Genomic DNA, 22,881 nt, shown 5'->3' with positions numbered 1-22,881 from the left:
CACAAAAAATGCAACTGAAAAACTCACAAAAACAAAAAAAATCTGGCACCAGAAATCCATTCGAAGAACGCTTAAATATTTTTCCCCACCAACGTGTGAAACGCTTCAGATCAGTGCATTCACGTCAGAACCAAAGCATTCTTGCACCCAAACATTCAAAAACAGAAATGGCGCACCAAAAGAACACGCAACAAGACGTTCGCAGCCAAGAGGCGGTTGTTTTTCAACCTGATGCCAGCCCCAAAATAACGCCAAAAAAATCAACTCTGGTGCACAAGCCGCGTGGTGCCGAAAACTTCATTGATAAGCGCGGCCGGCTGCTATTAAGGCCTAGCCTTTCATCGAAAACTGCAATAGCATCTGGGCAGACTTGAGACCAGCGCACAAAAATGCACACCGGGATCAGAACATTCAAAGGATTGATAAATATTTGTTTTGGAGCTGATAAAAATTTACTGACAAACAAAGCGCCCTAGAAATTTATGATCATTTTTACAAAAACGCCGATTCTCGCATCCGCACTTCTTTGCTCAATCTTCGTCTCAGGCTGCAACAATGACAGCCTGGCAAAGGCTAAAGACTTAACAGCCACACCCCGGCCAGCCGTCCTTGTTGAGACCTGGGAAGCCAAAAACACGGAAATCACTGAAAACATTCAATCAACAGGCACTCTGATTGGCAACGAGTCCGTCACCATAACGGCAACCGTGACCGACCAGATCTCGGACATCTATTTTGAAGATGGCCAATACGTAAACAAAGGACAAATCCTCGTTCGACTTGAAAGCACCGAACAATCTGCTGAGCTTGAAGAAGCCGAAGCCAACCTGAGTGATTCAAAAATCATCTTGGCACGCCTGGAAAGTCTCGGCCAAAAAATCGCCACCGCATCCGGTATCGATGAAGCAAAAGCCCGGGTAAACGCAAATCAGGGCCGATTTAACGCCATACAATCAAGAATCAAAGATCGTGTCATCCGCGCTCCGTTTGATGGTGTGCTGGGCTTTCGCAAAGTCAGCTCCGGCGCACTGATCACACCGGGCACCATCATTACTGAGCTTGACGATATCAGCCAATTAAAGCTGGACTTTAACGTTCCGGAAACTTATTTATCCAAAATTAACATTGGCAATACCGTCACCAGCACCAGCCTGGCATGGCCCGGAATGAAATTCCAAAGCACGGTCTCCCACATAGACAACCGCGTTGACCCAGTCACACGTACCATCACCTTAAGAACCATCATCAATAATAAAGACCGCAAGTTACACCCGGGTATGTTTCTCAACGTTACGCTGGAATCTGCCAAACGAGACGCACTGGTCATTCCGGAGCAAGCCCTCATACAAGTGGATGAATCGAGCCATGTATTTATCGTCAATGATCAACTGAAAGCCCTGAAACAGCCGGTTTCCATAGGTGCCCGTGTGAATGGCGCCGTTGAAATCAGGAACGGCATCCAACAAGGGGATCAGGTGGTTATTAATGGTCAATTCAACTTGCGCCCCATGGCCAACGTTAAAATCGTTGAAAAAAATGGCGTAAAACAGACAGCGATGAACGAGCACTAAGGTATCGACATGAGAATTTCTGAGCTTTCCGTTCAGCGCCCCGTTTTCGCGACTGTTATCGCCCTGTTGATAGCAGCATTTGGAGTACTCGCCTTCCTGCAATTGACAACGCGCGAATACCCCGACGTTTCGCCCGCACAAATTTCCATTTCCACCAGCTACACCGGCGCCTCGGCTGACGTAATCGAAACTCGCATTACCAAGCCTATTGAAGATGAAATCAGTGGTGTCGAAGGCATCCGCTCTATACGCTCAAGCAGCACTGACGGCATCTCCCGCATTAACATTGAATTTACACTGAATCGTGACATTGACGCTGCCGCCAACGACATCAGGGACAAGGTGTCACGTGCGTTACGAAAGCTGCCAGATGAAGCGGATCCACCGCAAGTGGCCAAAGCAGACAGTGACGCATCGCCAATCATTTACATCAGTTTAGAATCCGAATCCCTGCCTTTGATGGAGCTCACTGACTACGCTGAACGCTATGTCATTGATCGCTTCTCGGTGGTGCCTGGAGTGTCTACCGTCAACGTCTTTGGCTCCGGCGCAAAGTCCATGCGCATCTGGGTCGATCGTGACAAGCTGGCGGCCAGACAATTGACTGTTAGCGATTTATACAATGCCCTCCAACGGGAGAGCATTGAGCTGCCCGCTGGCCGACTGGAATCGGTCAACTTTGAGTTTCCGGTGCGTTTAAAACGCAACTATCAGTCAGAACAGGATTTCAAAAACCTCGTCCTCGCCAAATCCGACAATGGCCACCTAATTCGACTTGGCGAAGTCGCCCAGGTTCAGGAAGGCAGCGAAACCAATCGTCGCCTCTTCATCACCAACGGCCGGGACAGCATGGCCATGGGAATCATCAAGCAATCCAATGCTAACACTGTGGATGTTCTGGAAGCCATTCAGCGGGAGATTGAGCTGATCCGCAATGAGCTGCCACCCGGCATGATGATTTCCACTTCAGGCGACGCCTCGGCTTTTATCCGCGCCTCAATCAAAGGGGTTTACTGGAGCATCATCCTGACCACCGCTCTAGTTGCTCTGGTTATTTTTCTTTTCCTCGGGCAACTGAAAGTTGCGATCATACCGGTCGTCTGCATTCCCCTTTCCCTCATTGGCTCAACGATTGCCCTGAATGCCTTCGGCTTCTCCATCAATTTGATTACCCTGCTCGCCATGGTACTGGCGATTGGCCTGGTCGTGGATGACGCCATTGTCGTTTTAGAAAATATTTACCGTCGCATTGAGGAAGGTGAACCACCATTACTGGCCGCAGCCCGAGGTGCCGCTCAAGTCGGGTTTGCCGTTATTGCCACCACTCTGGTGCTGATCGCAGTATTCACGCCCATCACCTTCATGCAAGACAACACAGGCAGAATATTTTCAGAGCTGGCGGTTGCCATTTGCGCCTCCGTTATTCTCTCGACCTTCTTCGCCTTAACCATTGTCCCCATGCTTTGCAGCAAACTGCTTAAACATGAAGCGCGCAAATCTGTACTTGATCAAACCATAAACACCCTGCTTGAGAACATCAGCGCTGCCTATGGGAAATCACTCAGAAGCAGCCTGAAACGCCCCTGGCTTTCAGTGACTGGAGTCATAGTGACCATGCTCGCGGGAGTGTATTTACTGAACACCATTAAAAAAGAATACGCCCCACTGGAAGACAAAGACACCATCATGGCAATGATTCATACACAGGAAGGCACTGGCCTTGACAGTATGAACAACACCATCAAAAAACTGCAACAACCGCTGCTCGACTACAAAGAGGAAACCGGGGGAATCACCCGTATTCTGTTTGTTTCGCCATTCATGGGATCCACATCCCCTACCGTTGCGTTTTCCAGAATCTCACTGGTGCCCTGGAATGAACGGGAGTTCAGTGCCTTTGAATTAAGAGAGCATGTAAACCAGCAGTGGCGCCAAATACCGGGCATCCGGGCTATGACCTTTATGCCCTCCGGACTGACCAGCGGCAGCGCCAGCAGCCCGGTTCAATTTGTTATTCAGGGCCCAACCTTTAAAGATCTCAGTGAATGGCGCGATATTGTAATGGACTCCGCCCGAGCCAGCGGCCTGTTCGGTATGCTCAATTCAGATCTGAAAGAAACTCAACAACAAATCCATATTGATATTGACAATACTCGTGCGGCAACACTGGGGATTTCAGTCAAAGATATTGGTGAAACCCTCCAGTCGCTCATGACCGAAAGCGAAGTGACTACCTACAGCAATAACGGAGAAGAATACCCGGTTATTGTTCAACTTGAAAAACATCAGCGGATGACACCCGATGACATTCTCAACATCGACGTTCGCTCTTCAACCAGCGGCGAACTTATAAAACTCTCCAACCTGATTCACATCACAAGCAAGGCCGGGATCTCCACCCAAAATCGTTACAATCGCATGCGAGCTGTGACCATCAGCGCAGGTTTAGCCCCCAGCGTGACTCAGGGTGAAGCTCTGGCCTTTTTGGAACAAACCGTTGCCGACAAACTACCCGCGGGCGCGAAGATTGATTACCGTGGAGAATCACTGGAATACAAAGACTCCAGCGGCGGAATTTATTTCACGTTTGGCTTGGCGCTGTTGGTTTTGTTTTTGGTCATGGCCGCCCAGTTTGAGAGTTTTATTCATCCAACCGTCATCATCATGACGGTGCCCCTGGCTGTCACCGGCGGATTAATGGGATTGTTGGCGACCGGCATCACCTTCAATATTTTCAGTCAGATTGCCTTACTGATGTTGATTGGCATTGCCACCAAAAGCGGAATTTTGTTGGTCGAATTCATCAACCAACTGCGTGATCAGGGAATTGAATTTAACGAGGCCATTATCCAGGCCTGTCAAATTCGAATGAGACCGGTTCTGATGACAACCATCTCTACCCTGGCAGGTGCCATCCCGCTGGTCGTTATGGCCGGCCCCGGTTCCGTCAGCAGAAACATTCTGGGTGTGGTTATTTTATTTGGCGTCGCGTTTTCTACAGTTTTAACCCTTTATATTATTCCCGGGCTGTACAAGATCATTGCCAAAAATACCACGTCACCGGAAGCCATTTCTCGCACCATGCAAGAACTGGACAAGGCACACTAACAACCTGGGAAAAGGAAATCCCTGAAAGCCACAATTTAAACATACAGCCGGCCATCTGAAAACATTGCCTTATGGCGACGCTCATATGGCCGCAAACAGTGGCAACCCTTTATCATTTGTAAAGAGTGACTTGCTAATTAGCGATTAATGCCTGTTAACAAACACACAAATATTAAAGAGAAAGCCCAAGGGCACCCGAAGTATGTTTCAACTATTTTCGGGCATCACCACCTGCCCAAAAACATTTTACAACAAAGCGCCCACCCCCAAATAAATCCTCGACGAACACCACTTCACATCAAAAACAAAAACACATCGTAAAACAATAAAAATAATCGAGACTTATTCTCGCCTTCGTGCACCTAAGAACAGCACCCCCCAAAACAAAACCCACAAAAACAACTGTATTTACAGCGTTTTCATTAAAACAATAAACATAAAACAACCCCATTAATTCTTTTTACTGCCAATCTTATCGACTCAACTTCAATAAAATCAGCATGCACCAAAGCGTGCATACGATCATCAAACGCACCAAAAACGAAACGAATTTGACACATTTTTCACACCTCAACCCGTTTAAAACTCAAAACCAATAAAAACAAAAACCAATCTCAAATAGAACCCTGTAAAAACCGAATGTTTTATCAACATTCCCAGAGAAATCGATCATTCCTCAGGCAAAAAAGTATGGATGGCACACCAATTGCTAATTGGTAGTTGTAAACAACATTTTGTCAAACTGAAAACGCCTGTTAATCATAAAAACATAAGGGCAGATTAAAAAAATCATTAATTGATTGAACTACTTAAATGAGGAAAGGTGCCATGAAAAATACCATCTCCAGCTGCTGCGCAGTTGCCGTACTTTTAAGTTGCTGTCCTGACGCACTTAGCCAAACGACCCAAAGCATTGAGGAAGTTGTTGTTACCGGGGCCCGGGGTAAACCTCGCACGGTGTCAGATTCTCCGGTACCTATTGATGTGTTTAACACCGAAACCATTGAAGCCGTTTCATACACCGACACCAACGATGTTTTGAAAACATTGGTACCTTCTTACAGTGTCGGTCGCCAGCCCATCAGTGACGGCGGCACCTTTGTGCGCCCGGCCTCGCTCCGCGGCATGCCCACCGACAAAACCCTGGTACTGGTCAATTCCAAGCGACGTCACCGTTCCTCGGTCGTATCGATTGGAGGATCGGGCACTCAGGGACCTGACGTCGCCACCATCCCCAGCTCTGCCCTTAAAAGCGTAGAAGTCCTGCGCGATGGCGCCGCCGCGCAGTACGGCTCCGACGCCATCGCCGGGGTGATCAACTTTATTTTGAAAGACAACACGGAAGGTGGCTCGCTCAGCATCAACTCGGGTGAATACATTGAAGGCGACGGCTTCCAGACCACCATCACCGGTAATGCCGGTTTCCCGCTGGGTGAAAATGGCTTCCTGAGCATCTCCGGCGAATACTCCAAAGCCGACTACACCAACCGTGGTGAGCAGTACTGTGGTTCCTGGTTCTGTCTCGACAAAAGCAACCCGGTCTATGATTCCAGCGCATGGTATGGCGCTTACACCGAAGACCCGGACTTTATGGCCGCAGCCGCCAACGCCTCTCTTGAAGACGGTGTCGTGCAACACTGGGGACAACCCAACACTGAAGCCGCGCGCCTGTTTTTTAACGCTGGCTATACTCTGACCGACAAGGCCGAGCTGTACGCTTTTGGTAACTATTCTCAAAGTGAAGCGGATGGGGATTTTTACTACCGCTACCCCAGTAACGGCACCATCCAGGATTTACGATTAGCCGACGGTTCGATCTACAGCCCGCTGGAGAAATTCCCCGGTGGTTTCACCCCGCGCTTTTTTGGTGAGGTATCAGACTACTCGCTGGTCACCGGTATCAAGGGTGAATTTGGCAACGACTTCGTCTACGACATCAGCGGTCGCTACGGTTACAGCGAAATCCAGTACACCCTGAAAAACACCATCAACCCCTCCATGGGCCCGGATTCGCCCACCTCATTCCGCCCAGGCGACCTGAGCAACGAAGAAATTCAGATTCAGGCTGATTTGTCCAAAGAATTCGATTTTGGTTTACCAAACCCGGTTTTGGTGGCTTTTGGTGCCAGCTACATGGATGAAACCTACGAACTGGTGGGTGGCGACGAAGCCTCTTATGCCACTGGGGACTTTGCCACCAGCGACCCCTATGGCTTTTGTGACGGTGGCAGCCCCACCGCAGCGGGCAGCGACGTCATCTCCGCAGGTTCAACATTAGATTGTGCCAATGAAGATGACCCCGTCTACCAGGTGGTTGGCGTTGGCTCCAATGGTTTTCCGGGCTACTCACCCGAATATTCCGGTGAATACAATCGTGATTCCTATGCTGCCTATTTGGACCTGAGTACGGATGTTACCGACAAACTGTTCCTGCAAACTGCCGTTCGCTATGAGGACTACTCGGATTTCGATTCGGAACTGATCGGTAAAATGGCGTTCAAATACAACCTGACGGACACCTTCGGCCTGCGCGGCTCAGTCGGTACCGGCTTCCGCGCTCCGACCCCCGGCCAGCAAGGCACCACCAACGTCTCCACCCGCCTGCCGAACGGCTTCCCGGTCGCCACCGGCCTGTTCCCGGCTTCCAGCCCTGTCGCTCAGGCTCTCGGGGCCGACGCGTTGAAACCGGAAACGTCCACCAACTACTCGCTGGGTTTGACGGCGGAATTTGACAAGCTGGGCGTCACTCTGGATTTCTACCAAATTGACATTGCGGACAGAACCTACGCAGCTTCGACGCTGGACGTATCGACCGACCCCACGTCGGGTGATGCCTACAGTAACTATGAAGCCTTGGTCGGTGCAGGTGTTGCTGGAGCCGAATCCATTGGCGGTGTGTTCTACTTCGCCAATGCGTTTGATACCAAAACCACCGGTATGGATCTGGTCTTAACCTACCCACTCACCTGGAGCAACGATTCCGAAACCGACATCACCGCATCCATCAGCTACAACAAAACCGAGTTTACCTCTGACCCCAGCCAGTACCTCAACGACGAAGATGCATTCGACTTTGAAAACATCAATCCGGAATGGCGTGGCGTGTTAACCGCAAACCACAGTTTTGGCAACTTGTCGCTGATGGCTCGCGCCAACGTCTACGGTGCCTATGAAAACTCAGACGGCTCTGGCGCCTCGATGAGCGTGCAGAAATACGACCCGATTGTGCTGATTGACCTTGAAGCCAAGTATCAATTTACCGACAACATCTCGGCCCTGGCCGGTGGCCGCAACATTTTCGACGAGTACCCCGACGAAGATAAGATTGACGACATGTGTTGTGGTGCCAAGTACCTCGACAGCTCCCCAGTAGACTGGCAGGGTGGTTACTACTACCTGACCTTGCGCTACGACTACTGATTTTTTTCAGTAACCACTGTGCAATAAAAAACGGGCCTTCGGGCCCGTTTTTTATTCTTCGGTTTCCGACTTAACGTCGGCCTGGTAACTCAGTCAGCATAGGCCTCAATCGGCGCACAACTGCACACCAGATTGCGGTCGCCATAGACGTTGTCGATACGTCCTACTGGCGGCCAGTATTTGTTTTTCCGCAGGCTCTCCAGCGGGAAGCCGCCCTCTGAGCGGGAGTAACTGAAGGTCCACTCATCGGCCGCCACCATTTCTACCGTGTGCGGTGCATTCACCAACGGGCTGTCAGCCAGCACCACACGACCATGGCGTACCGCGTCGATTTCTTCGGCAATCTTTAACAGCGCATCACAAAAGCGATCCAGTTCGTACAGACTTTCACTTTCGGTGGGCTCGATCATCAATGTGCCCGCCACCGGGAACGACATGGTCGGCGCGTGAAAGCCGTAGTCAATCAGGCGCTTGGCCACGTCTTCCACATCCACACCGGTTTCCTCCTTGATCGGGCGCAAATCCACAATACACTCGTGCGCCACCAGATCCGCATTGCCGGTATACAAAATCGGATACGCCACCGACAAGCGCTTGGCCACGTAGTTGGCGTTGAGAATGGCAATTTCAGTGGCTGACTGCAGGCCGGCAGCCCCCATCATGGTGATGTACATCCAGGTGATGGGCAGAATGCTGGCGCTGCCCAGATGCGCCGCCGACACTGCACTCTGCTGGTTTTCCATGATGCGGTGACCCGGCAGGTAAGGTGCCAGATGGGACTTCACAGCCACCGGGCCCACACCTGGGCCGCCACCACCGTGGGGGATACAGAAGGTTTTGTGCAGGTTCAGGTGCGACACATCACCGCCAAATTCGCCCGGCTTACACAGGCCCACCATCGCATTGAAGTTGGCCCCATCCACATACACCTGACCGCCGTGATCGTGAATCAGGGTACAGATGTCGCGAATGTTTTCTTCGAACACCCCGTGCGTGGAGGGGTAGGTAATCATGATCGCGGCCAGGTTGTCGCTGTGCAGTTCCGCCTTCGCGCGCAAATCGTTCATGTCCACCTCGCCCTTGGCGTCACAAGCGGTGACCACCACTTTCATGCCACACATTTGTGCCGAGGCGGGGTTGGTGCCATGAGCCGAGCTGGGAATCAGGCAGATGTTGCGGTGACCTTCACCGCGAGAAGCGTGGTAACCGCGAATCGCCAGCAGACCCGCGTATTCGCCCTGCGAGCCGGCATTGGGCTGAAAGGAAATGTCATCGTAGCCCGTGGCTTCACACAACATGCGGTTCAGCTGCTCATCCAGAATCCTGTAGCCTTCCGCCTGATTCGCCGGTGCGAACGGGTGCATGGTGGAGAACTCGGGCCAGGTCACGGGAATCATTTCCGAGGTGGCGTTGAGTTTCATGGTGCACGAACCCAGCGGGATCATGGCGCGATCGAGGGCCAAATCCTTGTCTGCCAGACCGCGCAAATAACGCAGCATTTCGGTTTCGGAGTGGTAGCTGTTGAACACCGGATGGGTCAGGAAATCGCTGGCCCGCTGCAAGTCGGCGGGAATCACCAGCTCCGCTTCTTCTCCGCTGATCGCGTCAACACCAAAGCTGGACAGGATGGCCTGCAAGTCTTCAGTTTCAACCGTCTCATCAATGGACACCCCGATACGAACATCATCAATCACCCGCAGATTCAGGCCTTTGGCCAGAGCACGCTCATGAATGGCCGCGGTTTTAGCACCGCTGATCACCGTCAGCGTGTCAAACCAGCTGCTGTTTTCCAGTTCAAACCCGGCGGATTTCAGCTCACTCGCCAAGGTGGTGGTTTTGGCGTGGACGCTCTCGGCAATGGCTTTCAGACCCTGTGGACCGTGGTAAACGGCGTACATGCTGGCCATCACGGCCAGCAGTACCTGCGCGGTACAGATGTTGGAAGTCGCTTTTTCGCGACGAATGTGTTGCTCGCGGGTCTGCAGGGCCAAACGCAGCGCAGGGTTGCCCTGACTGTCGAGCGAACTGCCTACCAGGCGACCGGGTAGCGAGCGTTTGTAGGCTTCTTTAGTGGCCATGAAAGCAGCGTGCGGACCACCGTAGCCCAGCGGCACACCAAAGCGCTGGGAAGAACCAATGGCCACATCGGCGCCCAGCTCGCCCGGAGACGCCAGCAGTGTCAGCGCCAGAATGTCGGCCGCCACGGCCACCAGACCTTTATGAGCGTGCACCGCCTCAATCACCTCGCGGTAATCATTGATCTGTCCACTGACGCCCGGGTATTGCAGCAGCACACCAAACACATCGTCCGCCTGCAGGTCGGTTTGGGGGTTGCCCACGATAACCTGAATGTTCAGCGGTTCGGCCCGGGTTTGAATCACATCCAGCGTTTGCGGCAGGCAGTCCTGATCCACAAAGAAGTTCATCGATTTGGATTTCGACATGCGCTGACACAAGGTCATCGCCTCTGCGGCAGCGGTAGCCTCATCCAGCATGGAGGCATTCGCCAATTCCATGCCGGTGAGGTCGCAGATCATGGTTTGATAGTTCAGTAGCGCTTCCAGACGTCCCTGGGAGATCTCCGGTTGGTATGGCGTATAAGCCGTATACCAGGCCGGATTTTCCATGACATTGCGCAAGATGACTTTGGGCGTGTGGGTGTTGTAGTAGCCCTGCCCGATGAACGAACGCAGCACCTGATTCTTGGCCGCCACGGCCTGCATCATTTTTAACGCTTGCGTTTCACTGACCGCGTCGTCCAGCGCCAGAGGATTGGGCAAGCGAATGTTGCCGGGAATCACCGCACCGATAAAATCGTTGAGGGAATCATAGCCCAGGGTGTTCAGCATGGTGCGCTGATCGGCGGCGTCCGGGCCGATGTGGCGGCTTTCAAAGTTGGCAGGGTTACTCATAGTCTCACTCGGTGTGTATTTTGTGAATTAATGTGTTTGTCATTGCGAGCCGCAAGGGCGGTGTCGATTTCAGCCGCGGTAATACCGCTGCGGCACAAACGGCATTTTGGCGACTGTCATGGGGCGGGGCTTGCCGCGCACCAGCGCCGCCACCTTGGTGCCAATGATGGCGTAAGGGGCGCTGACGTAACCCATGGCAACCGGTGCGTTTAAACTCGGGGCAAACCCGCCGCTGGTGACGCGCCCAATGACATCGCCATCTTCGTCGACAATCTCGGCGTCTTCACGTACTGGCGCCTTACCGTCAACCAGAAAACCCACTCGCATTTCGGCCACACCGTCGCGCTGTTTGGCAAACAACGACTCGGCACCGATAAAACCGCCTTCTTTACTGCCGCCCACCCGGCGGCTCTTGGCCACCGCCCAACCCAGGGCCGCTTCTGCCGGGGAGCGCTCATCGTCCATATCGTGACCATACAGGCACAAGCCAGCCTCCAGCCGCAGGGAATCCCGGGCACCGAGACCAATCCACTTCACCAGCGGGGATTCCAGTAAACGCTGTGCCAGGCTCTCGGCGGCAGCGGCGGGCACCGAAATTTCGAAGCCGTCTTCACCCGTATAACCCGAGCGGGTCACATAGCACTCAGCGTTGTTCACCGACATATGAGCGCCAGTCATGAACACCAGCTCGGCGCATTGCGGGGCCAACTCGCTCAAAACATCCACCGCTTTAGGCCCCTGCAAGGCCAGCAGAGCGCGGTCGTCCAGCAACTTTAGTTCGGTTGAAGCCGACAAATGAGCGCCAAAATGAGCCACGTCCTTGTCTTTACAGGCCGCGTTAAACACGACGAAGTAAGTATTGTCATTCCAACAGGTGACAATCAAATCATCGACGATGCCTCCGCTGGCGTTGGGCATAAAGGTGTATACCTGCTGGCCCGGCTGCAACAGATCCAGATCCAGAGGCAACATGGCCTCCAGATCCTGTTTCGCCGACGCCCCCTTGATCAACGCCTGTCCCATGTGAGAGACATCAAACAACCCGGCACCCTCGCGAGTATGCAAGTGCTCAGTTTTGATCCCGTCCGGGTATTGAACCGGCATATCAAAACCGGCAAAAGGCACCATTTTGGCACCAGCTTCAACGTGCATGGCATGAAAAGGGGTGTGCAGCAAATCAGTCATAGTCGGCCCTGTACTGTAGTTCTGTGCTGTTGTTCGAGAGGTTGTTCTGAGCTGTGCTGTCATTCTGTCCTGAAAACTCTGGCTTCAGCCACGGAATATTGGCTCCTGCTCTAAAATTTTCACAGAATCGATTCAACAAAGTTGAGAATGATACGGCGCGCCTTATAATCAGTAAAATTAATAGTGATTATTCAACTATAAGATTTTCTTATTTCGGTCGATGCCGACATAGCTCAACTATAGACCGAATAGACCGAAATTCAGCGCCTAAATTCAGGCCGGACTGCAAACTTAACGACCGACCATGAATTGAGCCCCAACAAACCGCCAGGACCGCCTTTGCCCATGAAAAATCTGTCCATCGACGCCCTGAGAGCCTTCATCACCGCATTGGAATTGGGGGGATTCACCCAGGCCGGCGAGTATCTCGGCCGCACCCAGCCCGCGATCAGCATGCAGATCAAAAAACTGGAAGACGTGCTGGGTCAAAGCTTGCTAATCCGGCGGGGACAATCGGTGGAATTAACCAAGGCCGGGCAGATTTTCCGGCCCTACGCGCGGCAGATCCTGGCACTGAATGACGAAGCCGTGGAGCAGTTCAGCCAGGAATTGCTGGCCGGCAAGGTCCGCCTGGGCATCCCCAGCGAGTTCGCCTCGACCCTGCTCCCCAAAATCGTTGGCCTGTTTTCCCAGTCTCACCCGAATGTCACGCTGGCCGTAACCAGTGACCTGAGCAAAAACCTCCTCCACGAGAGACGCCGGCTGGATTTCGATCTGATTTTGGGGCTGCACCCGGACCCCTCTCAAGTGGCCAGTGCCAACATTGTGCGCCTGGATGAACTGGTGTGGGTCACCAGCCCCGATCACGAGGCCCACCAACAGGCGCCCTGCCCACTGATTGTGGCACCGGAAGGCTGTATATACCGGGCCCGTGCGGTCGAGCGACTGACCGAGTCCGGCATCGCCTGGCGCCTGGTATACACCAACCCCGATTTATCCGGCATCCGCTCCGCCATTGAAGAAGGCCTGGGCGTGACCGTGCTGGCGAAAAGCACGGTGCCCAGCAACCTCAAAATTCTCAAAGGCAACGACCGCTACCCCAAACTCGGCAAGATGGCCATCAGCCTGGTCAAACCGCAGCCGTCCAGCAGCCCCACCGTCGACCGCCTGGCGGAATACCTGGCAGCTTCGTTGAACTAGGGGCGAGTCAGCCCAGGCGAGTAGCGAGTAGCGAGTAGCGAGTAGCGAGTAGCGAGTAGCGAGTAGCGAGTAGCGAGTAGCGAGTAGCGAGTAGCGAGTAGCGAGTAGCGAGTAGCGAGTAGCGAGTAGCGAGTAGCGAGTAAGTCTAACCCCACTCCTGCACACGTCTACCCTCTTTCTCATGTTTTCCTGTCTACTCGCGACTGTCCACTCGCCCCTAATCTTTTCCAATCTTTTCCTAGCTTCTAGTTACTAGTTACTGAAGCTACTCCCCCCGACTGAGCCGCGCGACCCTCTCCGCCAGATGCTCCAAACGCACCTCCGGGTCATCCAGGGACAGTAGCGCCACCTTATCCGGAGCACTCAGGGGCAACAGCTGACACAGCTGCCAGCCGAGATCGCGGCTGTTTTTCACTGTCGGCAGATTCAGCACAGACACCACCGGATGCTGGCGCAGCTGCTCCGCCAGGTCCACCAGCCCATCGTAACGGTCTGGTATGGGCCGCAGCGCCTCTTCCGGCAGCCAGGTCACTTCTGCCTCCATCAAGTGGTCTTTGTCGACCTGAGTGTTCTGCAGAGTAAATTTTCGACAACCGACAACGGTAATCCCCAACAAACCATTATCCAGCTGCTCCCAATCGATGATTCGCGCTTCGACGCCAAACTGGAACACTTGCGGGGTACTGCCCACTTCCCGCCCCTCCCGGATTTGCACCACACCGAACCCCTCATCGTTTTTCAGGCAGCGACTGACCAGAGACAGGTAGCGCGGCTCAAAGATTTGCAATGTCATCTTTTGTTCAGGAAACAGCGGGTTTGACAAAGGAAACAGGGCTAATCGGGACATAAGGCTCTCTAACCACTCATATTTGATGGGTATCACAACTTTGCGTTCAGGCTTCAGACTGGGTTCAGTTTACTCGAGCTAATCTGGTGACAACACTGAAATACCAGCTGAATAACAGCTTAGACCGCCTCAGGTTATCTCAAGGAGAAGAAGTATGAAAAAAACACTTAACCGGACCCTGACTCAATCCCTGCTCACCGCAGTGTGCCTGACCACCATCGCTCTCCCCGTTGCGGCAGGCGGCCCCTGGAAAGATCATCCCAGACACGACAAAAACCACCCGGTTCACGGCCAGTACGGCAGCTATGAGCGCACCGCGTACGCCAAAGTCACTCAAGTTGAGCCAATTTACCAGACCATCAGCCGGGACGTCCCGGAGCGTTCCTGCCGTCTCGAAACCCGCTATATTCAGCAATCGCGCCACCAGTCTTACACCCCAGCCATTTTAGGCACCATCATTGGTGGCGCCATCGGCAATGAAGTGGGCCACAGCAACACCAACAAAAAAGTCGGTACCGTTGTTGGCGGTGTGCTGGGAGCCACCCTGGCGAGGGACTGGAGCAACAGCCGCCAGTCGGGTGAAGAAAGATCACGCCCGGTCAGCGAGGAGGTGTGTGAGGTCAATTACCGCACGGAATACGAAGAGCAAATTGTTGGGTACAATGTCACCTACCGTTACGATGGAGAGCGCTATCAAACCCGCACCGAACATCACCCGGGGAAACGCATTCAGGTAGCCGTGAGCGTAAAACCACTGTATAGATAGATGATCCCATTTATTAATAGCGACAGGATTGGTAGATTGAGACTCACCAAAAGAATGGCAAGCCACATGATCAGCACAAGCACAAATCGTATAAACAGCAACCACCACCATGCCGATCATCAACCTGCCAGGTTTTCATCCGAAATCAATGGAGTGAGTCCATGAAGTACAAGGCAATGACCTGCCTGTTAGCCAGCGGCTTGATTATGCTTGCCGTTTCGATATCGATGCCCGCCCAGGCAGCCCCTAAAGATCGTGACCAATCCCACGGTCAAAAGGATCGTCATTCGGAGCAACGCCAAGTCAATGAGCGCAAAAGTTCGGGCAACGGAGCCAAAAGCTCACAGCAGGCGGCAGCGATGGCCAAACAACGCCAGCAGGGAAAGGTACTGAGCGTAAAGCGCACGAATGGCTTCTACCAGGTCAAAATGCTGCATGAAGGCAAGGTTCGCTACATTAACGTCGCCGCAGACTAATTGCCGGCACGCCAGAAGGATACAAACACTATGCACTTGCTGATCGTTGAAGATGAAACCCAGCTGCAGCTGCAAATTCGGCAACAGATGGAAGCGCTCAATTTTACCGTGGACAGCGCTGCGGATGGTCGCGAAGGTCTCTATTTTGGTGAAGAATTTCGCTACGACCTGGCCATTATTGATCTGGGCTTACCACAACTGGATGGAATTGAAGTCATCAAACGCATTCGTGCCGCCGGAAAGGACTTCCCCATTTTAATTCTCACCGCTCGCGGCGATTGGCAGGATAAGGTTGAAGGGCTGGAAGCGGGGGCTGACGATTACCTCACCAAGCCTTTTCACCAGGAAGAACTTCGTGCCCGGGTGCAAGCACTGGTGCGCCGCTCCGCTGGCCAGGCCAGTAACGCCTGGACCTTTGGGCCGCTCACCATCGACTACGAGAAAAAGCGCGTGCAATTGGACGAACAAACCATTGAGCTCACCAGCTACGAGTTCAACACCCTGGAATACCTGGCCCGGCATCAAGGCAAAGTCATTTCAAAATCGGAACTGACCGAGTACCTTTACGCACAAGACTTCGATCGAGACAGCAATACTATTGAAGTGTTTGTCGGGCGTCTGCGCAAAAAAATCGAACAAAGCGCAAAGTTTATTCACACCGTCCGTGGTCAGGGATATCGTTTTGAATTCCAGAGCTGATGGCAGTCATGGAACCACCTCCAGATTGAGCACTGGCAAAAAATACCGCCCGGGCCTAGATCCAAGCAGTGAAAATGAGCCAAGCAGTGATCATGAACCAAACAGTGATAATGAGCCGAGCACCGACACAGCGTCGAGCTCAGGAAAAGACGCGAGTCAACCCAGCTCAAAAGCCAACGTCACCAATGTCCTGAATTCGCTGCAAGGGCGCTTTATCGCCGCCAGCCTGTTGTGTCTGCCCCTGTTCATTGGCGCCAGTGGCCTGCTGCTGGAACGCGCCTTCAAGGACAGTCTGGTTACCGCTGAGCAGGAACAGCTGCAAAGCCAATTGTACATTCTGCTCGGTGCCGCCGAACTGCAGCAAGGCCAACTGTGGCTGCCTGAGCAGCTGTACGAACCCCGTTACAACGTTGTGGATTCTGGCCTTTACGCCACCGTCAGCACCCCCTCCAACTTTGAAACAGGCAGCATTTCTTCCTGGAAACAACTGTGGCAATCCGAGTCAGTCAGCATCCTGAACATCAGCCTGCCCTATAACGCCATGAACTTCCAGACCGATCAACGGGCGATGGAATCCGTCGGCAATTATTTTCGGCTGACTTACGATCTTTCCTGGGTTGAAGAAGACAACAGTACCTTGCCACTGCGCTTTCAGATCTACCACGATCGACAAACCTACAAACAACAAGTCAAAAAATACCGCCAACAACTGTGGTATGGCTTAAGTTTTCTGGCCATGGGGCTACTCACTGTACAAGTACTGATCATGCGCTGGGGCTTGAGGCCACTGAAAAAACTGGCGACCGATCTAAAGCGCCTTTTGTCGGGCAACCAGTCACAATTAATGGGCAACTACCCGGATGAAATCACCCCTGTCACCGACAGCCTCAATGAAGTCCTGCGCAACGAACAGCAGCAGCGCGAACGCTATCGCAATACGCTGGGAGACTTGGCTCACAGCCTGAAAACGCCCCTGGCCGTAATACAGGGAGAACTGCAGCGTGGCGAGGCAACACGTTCAAGCACAGCGCAAAAAGATCAATCGCAAGCAAGGCAAACCGAACATCACGACAGACAGCAAACCTCGAAACACGCCGATCAACAGGGGCCAGCCGAGCAGGCGCAGAGTGGGTTCATTGACACCGAGGTGGTTAACGAACAACTGGAACGCATGGGAACCATCATTCGTCACCAGCTGCAGCGTGCTGTCTTGCAAACCAATCAAAAACGACATTCACAGCAGGCAATACGCCCAATTGTACAAAGGTTGTGCAACGTGATGGGTAAAGTTTATCAGGAAAAAAACATAGAATTTACCATCGCGATTGACGAGTCCCTGTCCTACCCCATTGAAAGTCAGGATTTATTCGAACTGTTAGGGAACCTGATTGAAAATGCCTGTAAATACGGCCGCAACCAAGTCATGGTCAGTGCCACAACAGAGACACCAGACTGCGTATTCACGGTCGCCGACAATGGCCCCGGCATCAGCGATAAACAGGCTCAAACCATTCTGCAGCGCGGTGCCCGCGCTGACACGGCTCAGCCGGGACAAGGCATTGGTCTTGCTGTATCCACCGACATTATCAGCGCCTACGGCGGCAGCATTGAGGCCCGCAACAGCAGTTTACTGGGCGGTGCTGAGTTTCAAATCCGCTTGCCGACAGTCCGATAAAGGGTGCCGGTGAGCTTCTCACCCGACACTTCCCCCCACCCCATAACTCCATTATTCGCAGCCTTGTTGCAGCTGTCGTATGTATATTGCACAACTGAGGAATCTTGTGACCGACCGTTCACCCTTTACGCTTTTAATCGCTTGTATGAAAAGATAGGATCATCCCGCAGCATAGAACAATATAAATAATAGTTTGACGTAATAACTCACTATAAAATAAACAATGAAAAACACTATAAGAGAGTTACATCCATCATGAGCGATCTCACCCTCAGTCATCTGACAACGGCTAAAAAAGCACACCGAACACCCCTGAAAACTCTTCCTCTGACCATTGCGATAGCCTTGGCCTCACCGCTCAGCGCTGTGCATGTGAATGCTTCGGCCTTGATGGAAGAAATTGTTGTCACAGCTCAAAAGCGTGAAGAAAACCTGCAAGATGTTCCGATTTCCATATCCGCCTTCAGTGGCGATGCCCTGAAAGAAATGGGGGCGGAGTCGATCAGCGATCTTGGCCGCGCGACTGCCGGCGTAGAAATGAACAATGAGAGCGTCACTCAACCGTCCTACAGTATACGTGGCATACAAACTGATGACTTTACCGTCGGCTCCGACCCCGCCGTTGCCCTCTATGTTGACGGTGTTTACGCCGCACGGGGTGCCGGTGCTGAAATCCCTTTAGACGATGTTGAGCGTATCGAGATTCTCAAAGGCCCTCAGGGCACGTTGTTCGGTCGCAATGCGACGGGCGGTGCAATTCATTACATCACCAAAAAACCTTCTCAGGAAACCGAAGGCAGCATTTCTGGCAGCCTGGGTGACTACAACAAACAAAAGCTGGACTTCACCTACAACACCCCCATTTCAGACACAGTGGCAATTCGTGTGGGCGGCTCCATGAACCGCCGTGACGGATTCATTGAAAACACCAACGGTCCAGATCTCAACGATATTGACAGCAAATCGTTTCGCGCTTCGGTGCTGTGGACACCAAGCGATAAGACCGAAGTTATCTGGCGCGGCGAATACAGTGACCTGAGCCAGAACTCGGGTACCGTCAACACCGTGACCGAGAGCGTTTACGCCGCCGGAGAAAATGTGAGCGGGCCACTGGATGTGTTTGGCGATGCCAGCATGGACGTAGCCTCACTCGAAGAACGCGATTTGTTTGGGACGTCTATCGAAGTCAATCACGACTTTGAGAACTTTACCCTCACGTCCATCACCGCTTACCGCTCCATGAACGTTACCTTTATAAACGATGAAGACGGTTCTTCCGACCCAGGCCATTATTTTTCATCTGAAAACCTGGATGATCAGGACCAGTTCAGCCAAGAATTCCGCTTTACCGGCGAAACCGAAAAATTGAAGTGGACACTGGGCGCTGGCTACAGCAAAGAACATGTAGACCACACCACCTATGCCACCACCAACACCAACACGCTGGAAAACTTTGCCCTTTACGCCGGGCTGCTCGACAACGTCGACGCATTGGCAAGCCTGGGCTTGTCCGGTGCCGCTTTGGGGCTAACCGCTGACTCCAGCGAAGCGGACATTGCCGAGGTCATTAACGGTGCACGCGCCGCCCTGACTGCCGGCGGAGCTAACGGTATTGCATTGGCGCAGTTCATGTTCCCGCTGTACGCCTCGCAACCTAATCCATTAGACCCGACCGGTGCATCCAGCCCCTTCGGCGCCCTGCACCTTATTGATGGCGGCGCTGGCTGTGGTGGCGCTTCCGTGGGGGACTTCGCTGCCAGCTATGGTGCTCAGAATGCCATCGGAGCCTGCATGTTGCCACAAATCCAGGCCGGGCTAACCTCCAGTCCCGACTGGACCGAATCTGTCCACAATACCGGCACCTACGAAAGCTCAGCGGTCTATGGAGACTTTACCTATTCACTGACCGAACGCATGAACCTGACCGCTGGCCTTCGCTACACCTACGATGAAAAAGTCTTCACCGTGGAAACCGGCTACAACCCATCCAACTCACTCTTTAACACCATTGCCGCATTGGGCAGCCAACCGCTGGCTCTCGGGTTGTTCTTCTACAATAACGGCCTTGACGGCGGCAACGTTCCCCAAAAGTACGAAGAAAACTGGGATGCACTTTCAGGCCGCGTGGTGTTAGATTATTTCGTCAGTGATACCGCCATGGTCTACGGCTCTGTCGCCACTGGTTTCAAGTCCGGCGGCTTTAACAGCCTCAGCTTTGGCCCCGATGTCGAACCGGCGTTTGATCAGGAAGAGGTCACCAACTACGAAATTGGCTACAAAGCCGACCTGATGGATGGCAAAGTCCGTTTCAATGCCGCCGCTTATTTTTATGAATACGACAACAAACAGGATCTGGAACTGGTGGGCACCCCGATTCCCAGCTATAACATCACCACCTCGGACGTTGAGGGGCAGGGCGTTGATCTGGAAGTATACTGGTCAGTGACCGACCAACTTTTCGTCTCCGCAAACTATAGCTACCTGGACACTGAGATTACAGGTTACACCGTTGTCAACAACGGGGAAGACCTTACCGGTGAACCCGTTGCCAATACGCCCGAAAATAAATTTTACGTCATGGGGGAGTACACCATCCCCTTCGACTCGGCGGGTGAACTGGTACTGCGGGCCGACTACAACTGGTCCGATGAACGCGTCAGTATTCAGCGGGACAAAACCATTGACTCCTACCAGCGGATCAATGCTCGCGCTACGTTCAACAGCGCCAGCGATGCCTGGAGCGTGGCGGCCTGGGTGAACAACCTGACAGACGAAGAAGACCTGCGGGACTACACCGGTCCGGGAAGAGCGATTGGCTCTCACACCGCCGCGGTGCGGTTACCCCGGATGTACGGCGTGGATGTCGCTTATCGGTTCTAGAAACTACAAGGTGAATTGCGAAGCAAGAGAGAGCACCCTGGGGTGGAAACTAGAAACTAGAAACTAGAAACTAGAAACTAGAAACTAGAAACTAGAAACTAGAAACTAGAAAAGCATAAAAAAACCGGCCGTTCCTGTGCCGGTTTTTTTATGACTGCCTTGACGAGGTTTAGCTGTCAGACCGAGGCAAAGCCCATCAGGGCGTGACTCATGCCGCCACACCCTCCCTGCGACCAGCCCCCATCCACCGGCAAAATCACACCGCTCACATAGGCGGCCAAATCCGACCCTAAAAACAGGCAGGCATTGGCAATGTCCCGGGTCTCCCCCATGCGTTTTAACGGTACCGACTCCAGCGTTAACCGGCGCAGTTCTTCGGTGGGCGCCAGGCGTTCCATCCCCTCTGTCTTGTCGATAGGGCCCGGCACGACGGAATTAATGCGAATGCCCTCCGGCCCCCACTCCATCGCCAGAGTTCGGGTTACCATATCCACACCCGCTTTAGCCGCGCACACATGGGACTGGGCCATCATTGGCAAAAACGCCTGCGGTGCCGAAATGTTAATCACACTGGCACCCGGCTTTTTCAAGTAGTCGTAGGCGCCTTTCATCACATGAAACGTGCCCAGCAAATCAATGTCCACCACGGTTTTAAAGGCATTGGTGGACATGCCCTTCGCGGTGGCCGGAAAATTACCGGCAGCACCGGACACCAGCACATCAAAATCTCCGTAGGCCTGCTGGACACTCGCCAAACCGGCTGCAATCGCGTCAGGGTTGCGAACATCGGCCACAAACCCCATGGCCTCCGCCCCCAGAGATTGTAAGCTGGCGACGGTGTCATCTACTTTGTCCTGGGAGCGGCTGGCGACGGCGACTCTGGCGCCCTGCCGGGCAAATTCTTCCGCCACCCCCCGGTTAATGCCACTGGTGCCACCGATCACCACCACGGTTTTATTGGTGTAATCTAAAGAAACTGCCATATGATTCTCCTTACGAGCGCTTCCTCAACACGAGGTTAACAGCATCGGGAAAACTCGATTGTTGCGACTATTGACCGATCGAAAACATGGACTAACCGCCTTAGTGTAGTTGGCTCACGCTCATATAGCCTTATCCGCCCATCGCCCATCGCCCATCGCCCAAGTCGAGTTCCAGGTACATTGTGGCCCACGCTGCAATGAACTTTGCCGCCCACCCGATGAGCCTGCCCGGCCGTGGAACCTGCAGCCCGCCTTGCACCTGACCTCGCAGCCGGATACACTCGCCGAAGTCGCGACGTTGCGGGCCTGTTGTCACCAACAACAGGGGTACAGCGAAGATGGGGCACCACCAACATTTGTCTCAGCGCACGTCCGTTGCAGCCCAGATCTGTTGTAACATACGTCCGGCAGCCCAAGCGGTTAGAGACAAAACACATCACCAGGCATACCCAAGCGGGAAGGTCGGTTCACAAGGACAGGTCACTGAAACGATGAGAGATATGCAGCCATCCAGTTCCGTGGCCAGGCGAGACCAGGGCAGGCCGTCTTGTTTCCCGAGCGTCTGCCGACTGCCTTTCTTTCTGATACTGACGAGCCTGTCGACACCTGGCCTCACGACAGCTCATGCTGAAACCCACGAGCAGACGGCTGTACCTATAGCAGCCTCCTCACTGCAGAGTTCGCTGAGCGATCAACAGATGTTATCGTTGCTTGAAGAATTGCTGGCGTTAACGGGACAGAATAACATCGCCGAGGCAGCCGCCCTGATTATGGCGGCGGTCACACAGAAACCCCAACTGGCTGCCGACATCCAGACGCTGGGTGTCAAAGCCGGCTACGACCAAGAAGCTGTGGCCGAAATCATTATCCGCGGCCTGGTCACACACCCCTCGACCCAAACCTCCCTGGCGGAAGACGCCCTGGCAGGAGATGCCCCGCCAAAAAGTCCCGCAGCCAGAACCGTACAGGCTCACGAGTAGCGAGTCAGCCCAGGCCGCCCTCTCTTGCTGCGCAATTCACCTTGCGCTAGAGGCCTCAGAGTTTAATGTCAGATAAAAGTCAGCATTAACCTTCTTTGGTGTTAAAACTTACACGCGGATTAAACAACCCTCCAACTGGCGAAAAAAAAGCGCCTTTTACAGCGCTTTTCAAAGAGTCA

15 protein-coding genes are annotated in these 22,881 nt (G+C 53.2%); 11 read left to right on the top strand and 4 right to left on the bottom strand.

From position 1 onward, the window contains the following. Positions 1 to 8 precede the first annotated feature (8 nt). The 4 genes from G8770_RS05395 to G8770_RS05380 all read left to right on the top strand — a co-directional run bounded on the left by G8770_RS05395 (position 9) and on the right by G8770_RS05380 (position 8,099). Positions 9 to 374 (top strand): hypothetical protein, encoded by a 366-nt coding sequence (locus G8770_RS05395; protein ID WP_167182836.1) that lies wholly within the window; start codon positions 9 to 11, stop codon positions 372 to 374. A 108-nt stretch (positions 375 to 482) separates the two neighbouring features. Next, positions 483 to 1,571, top strand: a complete 1,089-nt coding sequence (locus tag G8770_RS05390; RefSeq protein WP_167182833.1) for an efflux RND transporter periplasmic adaptor subunit — start codon at positions 483 to 485, stop codon at positions 1,569 to 1,571. Positions 1,572 to 1,580: 9 nt separating this feature from the next. Continuing rightward, the gene (locus tag G8770_RS05385; RefSeq protein WP_167182830.1) at positions 1,581 to 4,679 is read left to right on the top strand and encodes an efflux RND transporter permease subunit; all 3,099 of its coding nucleotides are present in this window, start codon (positions 1,581 to 1,583) and stop codon (positions 4,677 to 4,679) included. A gap of 828 nt (positions 4,680 to 5,507) precedes the next feature. Further along, positions 5,508 to 8,099 (top strand): TonB-dependent receptor plug domain-containing protein, encoded by a 2,592-nt coding sequence (locus G8770_RS05380; protein WP_243760293.1) that lies wholly within the window; start codon positions 5,508 to 5,510, stop codon positions 8,097 to 8,099. Positions 8,100 to 8,188: 89 nt separating this feature from the next. Here the strand turns inward: G8770_RS05380 and gcvP are convergent, their stop codons facing one another. After that, positions 8,189 to 11,011, bottom strand: a complete 2,823-nt coding sequence (gene gcvP / locus G8770_RS05375; protein ID WP_167182826.1) for an aminomethyl-transferring glycine dehydrogenase — start codon at positions 11,009 to 11,011, stop codon at positions 8,189 to 8,191. Positions 11,012 to 11,080: 69 nt separating this feature from the next. Next, entirely contained in the window at positions 11,081 to 12,196 is a 1,116-nt protein-coding gene (gene gcvT / locus G8770_RS05370) for a glycine cleavage system aminomethyltransferase GcvT (protein ID WP_167182824.1), read from the bottom strand. A 345-nt stretch (positions 12,197 to 12,541) separates the two neighbouring features. Between gcvT and G8770_RS05365 the strand changes: the two genes are divergently transcribed. Next, positions 12,542 to 13,396, top strand: coding sequence for a LysR family transcriptional regulator (locus G8770_RS05365; protein WP_167182822.1), 855 nt, complete (start codon positions 12,542 to 12,544; stop codon positions 13,394 to 13,396). Between the two features lie 265 nt (positions 13,397 to 13,661). Here G8770_RS05365 and G8770_RS05360 read toward each other — a convergent pair whose 3' ends face one another. Next, on the bottom strand, positions 13,662 to 14,243 hold the full coding sequence (locus tag G8770_RS05360) for an LON peptidase substrate-binding domain-containing protein (RefSeq protein ID WP_167182820.1): 582 nt from the start codon (positions 14,241 to 14,243) through the stop codon (positions 13,662 to 13,664). A gap of 154 nt (positions 14,244 to 14,397) precedes the next feature. On the opposite strand from G8770_RS05360, the gene G8770_RS05355 reads away from it, so the two are divergent. The 5 genes from G8770_RS05355 (at position 14,398) to G8770_RS05335 (ending at position 20,739) form a co-directional block, all read left to right on the top strand. Next, a complete protein-coding gene (locus tag G8770_RS05355) occupies positions 14,398 to 15,009 on the top strand; it encodes a glycine zipper 2TM domain-containing protein (RefSeq protein ID WP_167182818.1) in 612 nt (203 codons plus the stop codon). Between the two features lie 161 nt (positions 15,010 to 15,170). Beyond that, positions 15,171 to 15,485, top strand: coding sequence for a hypothetical protein (locus G8770_RS05350; RefSeq protein ID WP_167182815.1), 315 nt, complete (start codon positions 15,171 to 15,173; stop codon positions 15,483 to 15,485). A gap of 30 nt (positions 15,486 to 15,515) precedes the next feature. Then, positions 15,516 to 16,184 (top strand): response regulator transcription factor, encoded by a 669-nt coding sequence (locus tag G8770_RS05345; RefSeq protein WP_167182813.1) that lies wholly within the window; start codon positions 15,516 to 15,518, stop codon positions 16,182 to 16,184. After that, positions 16,168 to 17,859: an ATP-binding protein gene (locus G8770_RS05340; protein WP_167182810.1), complete on the top strand. Its 1,692-nt coding sequence runs from the start codon at positions 16,168 to 16,170 to the stop codon at positions 17,857 to 17,859. Before G8770_RS05345 ends, G8770_RS05340 begins: the two co-directional genes overlap by 17 nt. A 255-nt stretch (positions 17,860 to 18,114) precedes the next feature. Beyond that, positions 18,115 to 20,739, top strand: a complete 2,625-nt coding sequence (locus tag G8770_RS05335; RefSeq protein WP_167182809.1) for a TonB-dependent receptor — start codon at positions 18,115 to 18,117, stop codon at positions 20,737 to 20,739. Between the two features lie 176 nt (positions 20,740 to 20,915). On the opposite strand, the gene G8770_RS05330 is transcribed toward G8770_RS05335, so the two are convergent. Then, positions 20,916 to 21,722 carry an SDR family oxidoreductase gene (locus G8770_RS05330; protein ID WP_167182804.1) on the bottom strand — a complete coding sequence of 269 codons (807 nt, stop codon included), beginning with the start codon at positions 21,720 to 21,722 and terminating at the stop codon, positions 20,916 to 20,918. A gap of 698 nt (positions 21,723 to 22,420) precedes the next feature. Between G8770_RS05330 and G8770_RS05325 the strand changes: the two genes are divergently transcribed. After that, complete coding sequence (locus G8770_RS05325; protein ID WP_167182802.1) at positions 22,421 to 22,702, top strand: hypothetical protein; 282 nt, start codon at positions 22,421 to 22,423, stop codon at positions 22,700 to 22,702. The last annotated feature ends 179 nt before the right edge of the window (positions 22,703 to 22,881 follow it).

The organism is Pseudomaricurvus hydrocarbonicus, from assembly GCF_011602365.1.
Taxonomy (GTDB): domain Bacteria; phylum Pseudomonadota; class Gammaproteobacteria; order Pseudomonadales; family Cellvibrionaceae; genus Pseudomaricurvus; species Pseudomaricurvus hydrocarbonicus.
This window is presented reverse-complemented; position numbering and strand designations above follow the sequence as displayed.

Coding starts and splice junctions, on each gene's coding strand:
- G8770_RS05325 (WP_167182802.1), top strand. CDS start 22,421: ATGTTATCGTTGCTTGAAGAATTGCTGGCGTTAACGGGACAGAATAAC.
- gcvP (WP_167182826.1), bottom strand. CDS start 11,011: ATGAGTAACCCTGCCAACTTTGAAAGCCGCCACATCGGCCCGGACGCC.
- G8770_RS05385 (WP_167182830.1), top strand. CDS start 1,581: ATGAGAATTTCTGAGCTTTCCGTTCAGCGCCCCGTTTTCGCGACTGTT.
- gcvT (WP_167182824.1), bottom strand. CDS start 12,196: ATGACTGATTTGCTGCACACCCCTTTTCATGCCATGCACGTTGAAGCT.
- G8770_RS05365 (WP_167182822.1), top strand. CDS start 12,542: ATGAAAAATCTGTCCATCGACGCCCTGAGAGCCTTCATCACCGCATTG.
- G8770_RS05335 (WP_167182809.1), top strand. CDS start 18,115: ATGAGCGATCTCACCCTCAGTCATCTGACAACGGCTAAAAAAGCACAC.
- G8770_RS05395 (WP_167182836.1), top strand. CDS start 9: ATGCAACTGAAAAACTCACAAAAACAAAAAAAATCTGGCACCAGAAAT.
- G8770_RS05355 (WP_167182818.1), top strand. CDS start 14,398: ATGAAAAAAACACTTAACCGGACCCTGACTCAATCCCTGCTCACCGCA.
- G8770_RS05330 (WP_167182804.1), bottom strand. CDS start 21,722: ATGGCAGTTTCTTTAGATTACACCAATAAAACCGTGGTGGTGATCGGT.
- G8770_RS05345 (WP_167182813.1), top strand. CDS start 15,516: ATGCACTTGCTGATCGTTGAAGATGAAACCCAGCTGCAGCTGCAAATT.
- G8770_RS05380 (WP_243760293.1), top strand. CDS start 5,508: ATGAAAAATACCATCTCCAGCTGCTGCGCAGTTGCCGTACTTTTAAGT.
- G8770_RS05350 (WP_167182815.1), top strand. CDS start 15,171: ATGAAGTACAAGGCAATGACCTGCCTGTTAGCCAGCGGCTTGATTATG.
- G8770_RS05390 (WP_167182833.1), top strand. CDS start 483: ATGATCATTTTTACAAAAACGCCGATTCTCGCATCCGCACTTCTTTGC.
- G8770_RS05360 (WP_167182820.1), bottom strand. CDS start 14,243: ATGTCCCGATTAGCCCTGTTTCCTTTGTCAAACCCGCTGTTTCCTGAA.